The sequence below is a fragment of the Rhodanobacter sp. FDAARGOS 1247 genome, from assembly GCF_016889805.1.
GTDB lineage: Bacteria > Pseudomonadota > Gammaproteobacteria > Xanthomonadales > Rhodanobacteraceae > Rhodanobacter.
Map to the genome: position 1 here is coordinate 790,716 of NZ_CP069535.1, position 11,388 is coordinate 802,103.

Consider the following 11,388-nt stretch of genomic DNA (forward strand, 5'->3'; position numbering starts at 1 on the left):
ACCGGCGGAACCGGCGTCAATGCCCGCTTTCAATCGCCCCGCCTTCGATCGGCCCGCTTTCAATCAGCGTTCCGCAGCCACAGGCAGCCGGCCTGGTGGACGATGTCGAAGCGCAGTTCGCGCGGGTTGCCGTTGCCGTCGCTGTCGGCGGTGTGCACCACCAGCTGATTGTGTGCCGACGCTGTCGGGGCAGGGTCGACGTTCATGGCGAATGGATCGGCGAGGCTGCTCGCCGCTGCCGGCGCCGCGGCGGACTCGTCGGGCGCCTTCACGTCCAGCAACGGCTGTTTCATCAGCCGGGTCAACGACTGGATGTCGGCGATGGCCGCGCCGCGGCCGTAGCCGTCCCACAGCATCATGCCCGCCAGCCGGTTGGCGTCGTGGCTGACGAAGGCATCGATCACGCCCTGGCGCAACGCACCCAGACTGGCTGCGCACAGGGTCGGCGCGGTGGTGGCGGCCACGGCGGGTGCCGACGCGACGACACGACTGGCCGGGGTGGCCTGCAGCGCGGCGCAGGGCTGGTCGGTGAAGACCGCACTGCCATTGGCGCCGATGCAGCGATGGATCGGCGTCTGCGCCGCGACGGGCGCGACCCGGGCAAGCGCGATCAGGCAGAGCAGGGCGACCAGGCGATACATCGCGCCAGCATACCCGCCACCGCGTCTCAGGAAAGTTGCTGCAGTACCGCCTGCGTGGCGCGGGCCCGGTTCAGCGTGTAGAAGTGCAGGCCGGGCGCGCCGCCGTCGAGCAGGCGCCGGCACAGTTGCGCCACCACTTCGGCACCGAGCGCGCGCACGGCATCGGCGTCGTCGCCGTGGGCCTGCATGCGCTTGGAGATCCAGCGCGGGATCTCCGCGCCGCACATCTCGGAGAATCGCCGCAGCTGGCTGAAGTTGGTGATCGGCATGATGCCCGGCACGATCGGCACCTCGACGCCCAGCTTGCGCACGTCGTCGACGAAACGGAAATACGCGTCGGGGTTGAAGAAATACTGGGTGATCGCCCCGTTCGCGCCAGCGTCGACCTTGGCCTTGAAATGCTGCAGGTCGCGCAGCGCGTCGTCGGCCTGCGGGTGGGTTTCCGGATACGCCGCCACCTCGATGTGGAAGTGGTCGCCGCAGTGCGCGCGGATGAAGGCCACCAGTTCGGCCGCGTAACGGAAGTCGCCCGCCGTGGCCATGCCCGAGGGCATGTCGCCGCGCAGCGCCACCAGCCGCCGATAGCCGGCCGCGCGATAGCCGTCCAGCAGTGCGGTGATCTCGGCCTTGGTGCCGCCCATGCAGGACAGGTGGGGCGCCACCGGCAGGCCATGCTGCGCGTGCAGCCGCGCCACGGTGTCGCCGGTATAGCTCAGCGTGGAGCCGCCGGCGCCGAACGTCACCGAGGCGTATTCCGGCTGGTGCGCCTTCAGCACCTGTGCCGCGCGATCCAGCTGCGCGCGTTGCTCGTCGGTCTTGGGCGGAAAGAATTCGAAGCTGATCGACGGCATCGCTGGGCATCCGGTGGGCGGTGTCGGGGAGTATATATCTTTGTTTCGCGATGAAGCGATAGATAGAGCGACAGGGGCGGCTTTCTTCAGCTCCCTGCCAGCGATCGCCGCATCGCCCCGAAACGGCGCCGGTACTGCAACGGCGCGAGGCCGACCTTGCGCCGGAACAGCCGCCCGAAGAAACCCGCGTCCTCGTAGCCGACCGCGTTGGCGATCGCCTCGACCGGCTCGGTGCCGGCTTCGAGCATCTGCTTGGCTTCCTCCAGCCGCAGGGTGTGCACGTACTCGAGCGGCGACAGCCCGGTCGCGTGCTGGAAGCGGCGCTTGAACGTGCGCTCGGGCAGTTCGCTCAGGCGCACCATCGCGGCGACCGGCGACGGTTCCTCATAGTGCTCGGCGATCCAGACCTGGCAGCGCGCGACGACGGCGTCGTCCGACTGGCGCGACCGCGCGAGCCGCGCGTAGGGTTGCTGGCCGACGGCATGCCATTCGACCAGGTTCATGCGCGCGGTGTGCATCGCCTGCTCCACGCCGGCCAGCCGCGCGATCAGGTACAGCGCGAGGTCGGCCCAGGACGTGCCGCCACCGGCCATCACCAGGCGATGGCCTTCGCCGGTGACGACCAGGGCATTTTCCGGCCGCATGCGGATGCGCGGGTGTCGCCGCGCGATCGCGTCGGCGAAGGCCCAGTGGGTCGTCGCGTCGTAGCCGTCGAGCAGGCCCGCCTCGGCGAACAGCAGCGCGCCCGAGCAAGCCGAAGCCAGCACCGCTCCGCGCGCATGGCAGTCCCTGAGCCAGGCGATCTCGGTCGCGAAGCGGCCGTCCTCGAGGGCGCGGTGCGGGTCGACCGCCAGGTCGGGAATCACCACCACGTCCGGACAGCCGATCCGCTCGATCGTCGTCTCCGCTGTCACGCTGACCCCGTTGACGATCGGAAAGGGGCCGCCGCGGGTGGCGACGACGACCGGCTGCACCACGCCAGGCCCTTCATCGCCGCCGATCGCCATGTCCCAGTCCCTGCCGGCCGAGCGGAACAGGTCGTACATGCCGTAGAGCACCGAGGCCGATGTCTCCGGCACGGCCAGGATCGCGATCACGGGCTGGGAGGCTGCGGTCATGGCCGATCCGTCCGATTCGTTGCCGAAATGACTGTGGGTGCGATCTGTCGCCGGGGCTATCGTAGACCAACCGCGCAAGCTGGAGCCGAACCACCATGCCGTCGCCGATCGCCGTCCTGCTCGACCCGATTTCGCTGACCGTTTTCGCGATCTATGCGGCGCTGGTGCTGTGGGAGCATCTCGCGCCGGCGCGGCCGTTGCCGGCGATACCCGTGTGGCGCACGCGTGGACTGGCTGCCTTCGCGCTGTTCTTCACGCTGTCCACCTACCTGCCGCTGTTGTGGGGCGCCTACCTGCCGTCGTGGCGGCTGTTCGACCTCGATCATCTCGGCGTCGCGGCCGGCGGCCTGGTCGGCGTCCTCGCCTACGAATTCATCGGCTATGTCTACCACCGCGCCATGCACGCCTCGAACTTCCTCTGGCGTGTCCTGCATCAGATGCACCACAGTGCCGAGCGCGTCGACGCCTACAGCGCGTACTGGTTCCATCCACTCGACATGGTGGGATGGACGGCCGTGTCGAGCCTGGCGCTGACGGTCGTGGTCGGCCTTTCCGCGCCGGCGACGACGGCGGCCCTGCTCGTCGCCACGCTGCTGGCGATCTTCCAGCACACCAACGTGCGCACGCCGCGCTGGCTCGGCTATATCGTGCAGCGACCCGAGAGCCATTCGTGGCATCACGCCCGCGGCCATCATTGCGACAACTACGCGGACGTGCCGCTGTTCGACATCCTGTTCGGGACGTTCCACAACCCGCGCGAGTTCGCGCCGGCGACGGGGTTCTACGACGGGGCCTCGCTGCGTGTCGGCGACATGCTGCGGTTCCGCGACGTGTCCGGGAGTCCGCAGGGCACGCCCTGAACGGCGGCGGGCCTCCCGCCCAAGCGGCCGATAAAAATGCAACGGGCGCCCGAAGGCGCCCGTTCCATTCTGGTCTTGCGACCAGCTTGTCGATCAGTAGCGGTAGTGATCCGGCTTGTACGGGCCTTCCACCGGCACGCCGAGGTACTTCGCCTGCTCGTCGCTCAGCGTGGTCAGCTTCACGCCGATCTTCTCCAGGTGCAGGCGGGCGACTTCCTCGTCCAGCTTCTTGGGCAGGATGTAGACCTTGTTCTCGTAGCTGTCCCGGTGCTCCCACAGGTCGATCTGGGCCAGGGTCTGGTTGGCGAACGAGTTGGACATCACGAAGCTGGGGTGGCCGGTGGCGCAGCCCAGGTTGACCAGCCGGCCTTCGGCCAGCAGGAAGATCGCGCGGCCGTCGGAGAAGGTGTACTTGTCCACCTGCGGCTTGATGTTGAGCTTGGTCACGCCGGCCATCGCGTTCAGCGCGTCGACCTGGATCTCGTTGTCGAAGTGGCCGATGTTGCAGACGATGGCCTGGTCCTTCATCGCCTTCAGGTGATCGAGCCGCAGCACGTCCTTGTTGCCGGTGGTGGTGACGTAGATGTCGCCGCGGCCCAGGGTCGATTCGACGGTGTTGACCTCGAAGCCTTCCATCGCCGCCTGCAGCGCGTTGATCGGGTCGATCTCGGTGACCACCACGCGGGCGCCGTAGGCACGCAGGCTGTGCGCGCAACCCTTGCCCACGTCGCCATAGCCGCAGACCACGGCCACCTTGCCGGCCAGCATCACGTCCATCGCGCGCTTCAGGCCATCGGCCAGCGACTCGCGGCAGCCGTACAGGTTGTCGAACTTGCTCTTGGTGACCGAGTCGTTGACGTTGATCGCGGGGATCAGCAGCGACTTCGCCTCGGCCAGCTGGTACAGGCGGTGCACGCCGGTAGTGGTCTCCTCGGAGACGCCCTTCCAGTCCTTGACCACGGTGTGCCAGTAGCCCGGGCGCTCGACGTGCACGCGCTTCAACAGGTTCTTGATGACCTGCTCCTCGTGCGAGGAGGCTTTTTCATCGACCCAGGTCGAACCGTTCTCCAGCTCGTAGCCCTTGTGGATCAACAGCGTCACGTCGCCGCCGTCGTCGACCACCAGCTGCGGGCCGAGGAAGCCGCCCTTGCCGTCGGGGAAGGACAGCGCGTCCAGCGTGCAGTCCCAATACTCTTCCAGCGTCTCGCCCTTCCAGGCGAACACCGGCGTGCCGGTGGCGGCGATCGCGGCAGCGGCGTGGTCCTGGGTCGAGAAGATGTTGCACGAGGCCCAGCGCACGTCGGCGCCGATGTCCTTCAGCGTCTCGATCAGCACCGCGGTCTGGATCGTCATGTGCAGCGAGCCGGTCACGCGCACGCCCTTCAGCGGCTGGGCGGTGGCGTGCTTGCGGCGGATCGACATCAGGCCGGGCATCTCGTGCTCGGCGATGTCCAGCTCCTTGCGGCCGAAATCGGCGAGCGAGATGTCGCGGATCTTGTAGTCGTGGGTGTTTTCTTTCAGTGCGGCGTTCATGGATATCTCCGGTTAGTGCGAGCTTCTGTGAAGAGTCCGGCCATGGATGGCCGTCTTTCTTCGCGAAGGGACTCGCGTAAAGCAACCGGGCGCCGTTGTGGAACGTGCCGCGCCGAGCCTGGCCGTTGTCGTGAAGAGTCCGCACCAGGGATGTGCGGGGTCTTGCGGATGGATCCGCCTTCACTACCAACGGTCGCAGCGCCCCTCGGCGGGCAGTGCAAAGGAGGCATTGTAGCGGCAGACATGAGCTTATGCCGCATCGTCGGGTGTCTCCCGGATCAGGATTGGTTAGGCTGGAGGCTTGACCAGCCAGGGAGCCACCGCGTGGAACAGAGTCGCGAACCCGAATTCCTGCCGCCGGACGGCCCGCTGCGCGAGGACGTCAGCCGGCTCGGCGCGATGGTCGGCCGGATGCTGGCCGAGCAGGGCGGCGACACTTTCTTCCAGCGGGTCGAGCAGGTGCGCATCGCGGCCATCCATCGCCGCCGCGAAGGTGCCTCGGTGGACGAGCTGGCCGACTCGCTGGCTGGCCAGGACGCCGCCCAGGCCGAGGCGCTGGCGCGCGCGTTCGCCACCTATTTCCAGGCCGTCAACACCGCCGAGCGGGTGCATCGCATCCGTCGCCGCCGCGACTACCAGCGCGAGGGCAGCGCGCCGCAGCCCGAATCGCTGCTGGCCGTGCTGGGTCGGCTGAAGGCCGAAGGCGTCGGCGCCGACGAGCTGGTCGGCTGGCTCGACCGCCTGTGGATCGAGCCGGTGTTCACCGCGCATCCCACCGAGGCCGTGCGCCGCTCGCTGCTGGAAAAGGAGCAGGCGATCGTGGCCTCGCTGATCGATGGCTTCGATCCCCAGCGCACGCCGCAGGAATGCCGCGAGGACGACCAGCGCATCTACATGGCGCTGTCCGCCGGCTGGCAGACCGCCGAGGCCTCGCCGGTGCGGCCCAGCGTGCAGGACGAGCGCGAGCACGTGGACTTCTACCTGACCAACCCGCTGTACCGGATCGTGCCGGCGCTGTACGAATCGCTGGCCCAGGCGCTGCAGGAAACCTACGGCCTGGCGATCAGGTTGCCGCGGCTGCTGCGCTTCGCCAGCTGGGTCGGCGGCGACATGGACGGCAATCCCAACGTGGGCGCCGACACCATCGCCGACTGCCTCGACTCGCAGCGCGCGATGGTCATCGAGCGCTATCGCGAAGACGTGGCCGCGCTGGCGCGGGCGCTCAGCCAGACCGAGGGCCGCGTCGAGGTCACCGGGGCATTGCTGGCGCGCGTGGCGGATTACCGGGCGCGTTTTCCCGATGCCGCGGCGCAGATCCGTCCGCGCCACGCCGACATGCCCTACCGCTGCCTGCTGCAGCTGATCGGCGCGCGACTGGCGTTGACCCAGGACCAGCAAACGGACGGCTATGTGTCCAGCCAGGAATTGCTCGACGACCTGCAGCTGATCGCCGACAGCCTGCTGCAGCATCACGGCGTCCATGCCGGCGCCTACTCGGTCGAGCGCCTGCTGTGCCGCGTGCGCAGCTTCGGTTTCCACCTGGCCCGACTCGACGTGCGGCAGGACTCGCGCGTGCACGATGACGCCCTGGCGGCGCTGCTGGGCGATGCGGACTGGGCCGGCCGCGATGGCGCCGAACGCGCCGAGCGCCTGCGTCCGTACGCCAGCGGCGAGGCGAGGTTTCCCGACAGCGACGATGACAGCGCCACATCGCTGCAAGCCGTGTTCACCACCTTGCGCGACAGCCGGCAAAGCCACGGCGTCGACGCCACCGGCCTGTACATCATCAGCATGGCCCGCAGCGCCGCCGACGTGCTGGCGGTGCTGGCGCTGGCGCGGCGGGGCGGGCTGGTGGATCTTCCCCCTCTCCCCTCCGGGGAGAGGGCTGGGGTGAGGGGACACGCTGGCGACAGACTTTCTGCGGAGGAGCAGACTTCGATCGATGCCACCGCGAGCACCCGCCCCTCATCCGGCCCTGCGGGCCACCTTCTCCCCAAGGGGGAGAAGGGAGCAGGTCATCATGCGTTGCATGATGTGCCGCTCAACATCGCTCCGCTGTTCGAGACCGTCGACGACCTGAAGAACGCGCCGGCCACGCTGCGCGCCCTGCTCGGCGATCCGGTCTATCGTCGCCACCTCGCCGCGCGGGGCGACCAGCAGTGGGTGATGCTGGGCTATTCCGACAGCGGCAAGGATGGCGGCACGCTGGCCTCGCGCTGGGGCCTGCAACGCGCCCAGGTGGAATTGCTGGAGGTGGCGAACGAAGCGGGCATCCAGCTGGCTTTCTTCCACGGTCGCGGCGGCTCGGCCAGCCGCGGCGGCGCACGCATCACGCCGGCGCTGATGTCCTCGCCGCGGGGCGCGGTGGCCGGCGTGCTGCGGGTGACCGAGCAGGGCGAGGTGATCCATCGCAAGTACGGCATCCGCGCGCTGGCGCTGCGCAACCTCGAACAGACGGTCGGCGCGGTGCTGCGCGCCAGCCTGCGTCCACGCGAAAGCGAGCCGCGCGAACAGCGCTGGCGCGAGCAGATGGACGCCTTGTCCGCGGCCAGCCGCAAGACCTACCGCGCCTTCGTCGAGCGCGCTGGCTTCGTCGACTATTTCCGCAGCGCCACCCCGGTCGACGTGATCGAGCAGATGACCCTGGGCTCGCGCCCGGCCAGTCGCCGCAGCATGCGCGGCGTGCAGGACCTGCGCGCGATCCCGTGGGTGTTCGCCTGGACCCAGTGCCGCTCGATCCTGCCCGGCTGGTACGGCCTGGGCAGCGCGCTGGAGCAGGGCGCCGGCGAATTCGGCGAGGACGCGCTGGCCGAGATGGCGCGCGACTGGCCGTTCTTCGCCAACCTGCTCGACGACGTGGAGATGGTGCTGGCCAAGTGCGACCTCGACATCGCCGAGGCGTTCTCGAAACTGTCCGGTCCCTTGCACGACGAATTCTTCGGCCTGATCCGCGACGAGTTCGCCCGCACCCGCCACTGGCTGCTGCGACTCAAGCGCAGCGACGCCCTGCTGCAGGGCGACCCGCGCCTGGCCGCCTCGATCCGCCTGCGCAATCCCTACGTCGATCCGATGAGCCTGCAGCAGGTCGACCTGCTGCAGCGCTGGCGCGCCGGCGATCGTGCCGACGATGCCGTGCTGCAGGCCCTGGTCGCCTGCGTCAACGGCGTCTCGCAGGGTTTGCAGAACACCGGCTGATACATTCCATGGGGGCACCATGCAAGGATGGCTTTTTTGGTTGGGACTTCTGCAGGCGGCGCCGGTGGTCGCAACGCCGTGCGCCAGCCTGGATCGCTGCATGCAAGAGGTTCACGTCGCCGCGTCAACCTTGACGCCTGGCAAGTGGTACCCGTCGTGCGATGCCTTGCGCGAACGGTTCGAAGTCTACGGTGAAGAAGCCAAGCAGCGATTGCTGGCCGTGGCCAATGCCTCGAACCCGGCCGAGCGCGACATCGCCGGTTGCCTGCTGGCGGGCTGGCCGGCGTGGTCGCCATCCGACCTGCCCGCGCTGAAGCAGGCGATCTCGCGGGAACACGGTGGCGGCTGGATTGTGCGCGCGCTGGCGAAGTTTCCGGTCGAACAGGCAGCGGCCGTGGTCATCCCGATCGTCGAGCGCGAAGGCGGGATGAACCAGGCCGGTTTCGTGCTGGGCGAAATGATGCCCCGGGCCTTGCCGCAGGTGTTGCGCAGGATGGCCCACGCACCCGGGACCGAACGCGACAACCTCGCCGCCGCGCTGTCATTTGACTCCTCGTTCCCCGAAGCAGCTCCCTCTCGGACCCCCATGCTGCGGGCCCTGGTCGACGCAGCGACGAATCGTTCGCTTCCCGCCGACGAGCGGGAGCAGGCGCTGCGGCTCGTTGCCGCCTTCGGCGTCCGGGCACGCTCGCACGGCGCTGCGATCCGGCCCCTGGCCAGTGACGGTGACCCGCGGTTGCACAAGGCCGCGCATTCCGCCTTGCGCTCCATGCTTGATCCTTCGGTGCTGGGGGAAATCCTGGCCAGCTGTCCGCCGCCAGGAACCGAGGCTACATTCAAGCCGGATCCCGGCGCGCCACCGCCGCTGGTGGATGCGCCCGGCGAAAGCGAGGCAGCCGATTGCTTCGGCGCCTTGGCCGGCATGGGGCAGGATGCCGGACAGGTGGCGCCGCAACTGCTGCCTTATCTGAAATCCACGTCCTGGCGATGGCGGATGCAGACTGCGGAGGCGCTCGGCCTGTTGGGCAACCGTTCGGTAAGTTCGGCCCTGCATCCCCTGCTTGAGGACCGCGACTGGCAAGTCGTGGCCGCCACGATTCTTGCCGAGGTCCGGCTGGGCGACGAGACGGCCGTTCCGGCGCTGCGGCAGGTCGCGCAGACACACTGGTTTGCCGCTGTCCGGCGCGCCGCCGACGAGGCCGTCGCGGCCCTGCAAGCGGGTAACCCCAAGGCGCTGGATTCGCTGTACAGGACGGATAACCGGTTCGCCAACCTGCTCTGGAACAATCCGCTCGCCAAAGAGGCGGCCAGCTGTGTTTTGCCTGCGGCGACGCGAGCGCCAATGAGCGTGGATCTTCACGGCGGCACGCTTGGCGGAAGCGATCGCGGGGAGTTTGGCGGCAACCTGACATGGATGCGCGCGGGCGCTCCGCCGAAGTTGCTGCTCGAAAGAAACGTCAGCGGCATGCTGAAGCTGTCCGATCGCACGGCGTGGGTGATCACCGGCCTGTCGCACATGGGCATGGAATACGCAGCGGTCTACCGGGTCCAGATAACAGGCGACGGCAAGGTCGCGATCTCCCGCCTGCTGAACCTGCCCGCGGCCAGTCGCGATCTTTCGGTCGATGGAGACGGACTGCGCAGCAGCGGCTGGGTCGGTTCGTACCTGCTGGTTCCCGCGGATGCCGAAGGTCGGTCGGTGCGGATCAGCCAGGTCGATTGCGCGCACTGAAGACTTTGGACGCGTCGTCGTTGCCGCCTCCGTGAACGCCCCCGTGATGGCGTGTCGCGATGTACGACTCCGGACGCCACTGTCCGTCTTCGAACGGGCGTGATGGTCGACAGGCAGGACGTTTCCTTGTGGGACGGGCATCTGGCTGCGTGGCACGGCCCTTGCTCTGATCGGCTCATGGATATCGCCAACCCGCTCGCCGCCCAGCGCAAACGTCGTCGCCGCCAACTTGCCATCGCCGGCGGCGTGTTGCTGCTGGCGGGACTCGTCATCGGCGCCGTCAACCTCGGGCCGGCGCTGCCCACGGTGGAACGGTCCGCGGCCTGGATCGATACCGTGCAGCGTGGCGACATGCTGCGCGAGGTGCGCGCGCCGGGCACCCTGGTGCCGCGCGACATCCACTGGCTGGCGGCGCAGACCAGCGCCCAGGTGAGCAAGATCGAAGTGTGGCCGGGTACCCGCGTGGAGGCCGACACGGTGCTGCTGCGGCTGTCCAGCCCGCAGGTGGACAGTGACCTGCGCAATGCCCAGGCGCAGGTCGCCGCGGCCGAGGCCCAGGTGGCCGCGAAGCAGGCCGCCTTGCAGTCGCAGCTGCTGGACGAACGTTCCTCGCTGGCCCAGGCCCAGGCCGACTACGCCTCGGCGAAGGTGCGCAGCGAGGCCGATGCGAAGGCGATGGAAAAGAACCTGATTCCGCGGGTGCAGTACGAGCAGGAGCTGATCGCGCTGAAGCAGCTGCAGCACCGCACCGACGTGGAGCAGCAGCGCGTGCAGGCGTTCGGTGCCGGCATCGCGGCGCAGATGGCGGCGGTGCGGGCGGAACTGCAGCTGCAGCAGAGCAACCTGCTGTTGCGCCAGCGCCAGTCCGACGCGCTGCAGGTGCGCGCCGGCATCGCCGGCACCTTGCAGCAGGTCGCGGTGCAGGAAGGCCAGCAGGTGGCCGCCGGCGCCGACCTGGCGCGGGTGGCGCGCGGCGACGTGCTGATCGCCCGGCTGCGCGTGCCCGAGGTGCAGGCCAAGGACGTGGCGCTGGGCATGGCCGCCCAGGTGAACACCTACAACGGCATGATCGACGGCACCGTCACCCGCATCGATCCGGCGGTGGTGGACGGCAGTGTGCAGGTGGACGTGACGCCGTCCGGCGCGCTGCCTGCCGGGGCGCGTCCCGATCTTTCCGTGGACGGTCGCATCCGCATCGCCGAACTCAAGCAGGTGCTGTCGATGGGACGCCCGGCCCAGGTCGAGCCGAACAGCGAGGCCAGCCTGTTCCGCCTCGACGCCTCCGGCAACACCGCCAGCCGCATCAAGGTGCGGGTGGGCGCCACCTCGGTCGATCGGGTGCAGATAATGCAGGGCCTGCGGCCGGGCGATCGCGTGATCCTTTCCGACACCAGCCAGTGGGATAAGTATGACCAGCTGCGCCTGCGCTGATTCGAGCAGCGGCACGGCAGCATGATC

The 11,388-nt window shown here is 68.7% G+C and carries 8 protein-coding genes and 1 riboswitch; of the genes, 4 read left to right on the plus strand and 4 right to left on the minus strand.

What is annotated here, in order from left to right:
* Positions 1-59: 59 nt before the first annotated feature.
* The 3 genes from I6J77_RS03440 to I6J77_RS03450 form a co-directional block, all read right to left on the minus strand.
* A complete protein-coding gene (locus tag I6J77_RS03440) occupies positions 60-641 on the minus strand; it encodes a DUF4124 domain-containing protein (protein ID WP_204110575.1) in 582 nt (193 codons plus the stop codon).
* A gap of 26 nt (positions 642-667) precedes the next feature.
* Complete coding sequence (gene metF, locus I6J77_RS03445) at positions 668-1,492, minus strand: methylenetetrahydrofolate reductase [NAD(P)H] (protein WP_204110576.1); 825 nt, start codon at positions 1,490-1,492, stop codon at positions 668-670.
* 86 nt (positions 1,493-1,578) lie between these two features.
* Positions 1,579-2,610 (minus strand): GlxA family transcriptional regulator, encoded by a 1,032-nt coding sequence (locus I6J77_RS03450; protein WP_204110577.1) that lies wholly within the window; start codon positions 2,608-2,610, stop codon positions 1,579-1,581.
* A 95-nt stretch (positions 2,611-2,705) separates the two neighbouring features.
* On the opposite strand from I6J77_RS03450, the gene I6J77_RS03455 reads away from it, so the two are divergent.
* On the plus strand, positions 2,706-3,470 hold the full coding sequence (locus I6J77_RS03455; RefSeq protein WP_204110578.1) for a sterol desaturase family protein: 765 nt from the start codon (positions 2,706-2,708) through the stop codon (positions 3,468-3,470).
* A 93-nt stretch (positions 3,471-3,563) separates the two neighbouring features.
* Here I6J77_RS03455 and ahcY read toward each other — a convergent pair whose 3' ends face one another.
* On the minus strand, positions 3,564-5,003 hold the full coding sequence (gene ahcY / locus I6J77_RS03460) for an adenosylhomocysteinase (protein ID WP_204110579.1): 1,440 nt from the start codon (positions 5,001-5,003) through the stop codon (positions 3,564-3,566).
* A gap of 80 nt (positions 5,004-5,083) precedes the next feature.
* Positions 5,084-5,216: riboswitch (S-adenosyl-L-homocysteine riboswitch) on the minus strand.
* A 111-nt stretch (positions 5,217-5,327) separates the two neighbouring features.
* Between ahcY and I6J77_RS17745 the strand changes: the two genes are divergently transcribed.
* The 3 genes from I6J77_RS17745 to I6J77_RS03480 all read left to right on the plus strand — a co-directional run bounded on the left by I6J77_RS17745 (position 5,328) and on the right by I6J77_RS03480 (position 11,361).
* Positions 5,328-8,198, plus strand: a complete 2,871-nt coding sequence (locus I6J77_RS17745) for a phosphoenolpyruvate carboxylase (protein WP_239309180.1) — start codon at positions 5,328-5,330, stop codon at positions 8,196-8,198.
* A gap of 100 nt (positions 8,199-8,298) precedes the next feature.
* Positions 8,299-9,930, plus strand: a complete 1,632-nt coding sequence (locus tag I6J77_RS03475) for a HEAT repeat domain-containing protein (RefSeq protein ID WP_204110580.1) — start codon at positions 8,299-8,301, stop codon at positions 9,928-9,930.
* 177 nt (positions 9,931-10,107) lie between these two features.
* A complete protein-coding gene (locus I6J77_RS03480; RefSeq protein WP_204110581.1) occupies positions 10,108-11,361 on the plus strand; it encodes an efflux RND transporter periplasmic adaptor subunit in 1,254 nt (417 codons plus the stop codon).
* Positions 11,362-11,388: the final 27 nt, after the last annotated feature.

Coding starts and splice junctions, on each gene's coding strand:
- I6J77_RS03440 (WP_204110575.1), bottom strand. CDS start 641: ATGTATCGCCTGGTCGCCCTGCTCTGCCTGATCGCGCTTGCCCGGGTC.
- metF (WP_204110576.1), bottom strand. CDS start 1,492: ATGCCGTCGATCAGCTTCGAATTCTTTCCGCCCAAGACCGACGAGCAA.
- I6J77_RS03450 (WP_204110577.1), bottom strand. CDS start 2,610: ATGACCGCAGCCTCCCAGCCCGTGATCGCGATCCTGGCCGTGCCGGAG.
- I6J77_RS03455 (WP_204110578.1), top strand. CDS start 2,706: ATGCCGTCGCCGATCGCCGTCCTGCTCGACCCGATTTCGCTGACCGTT.
- ahcY (WP_204110579.1), bottom strand. CDS start 5,003: ATGAACGCCGCACTGAAAGAAAACACCCACGACTACAAGATCCGCGAC.
- I6J77_RS03475 (WP_204110580.1), top strand. CDS start 8,299: ATGCAAGAGGTTCACGTCGCCGCGTCAACCTTGACGCCTGGCAAGTGG.
- I6J77_RS03480 (WP_204110581.1), top strand. CDS start 10,108: ATGGATATCGCCAACCCGCTCGCCGCCCAGCGCAAACGTCGTCGCCGC.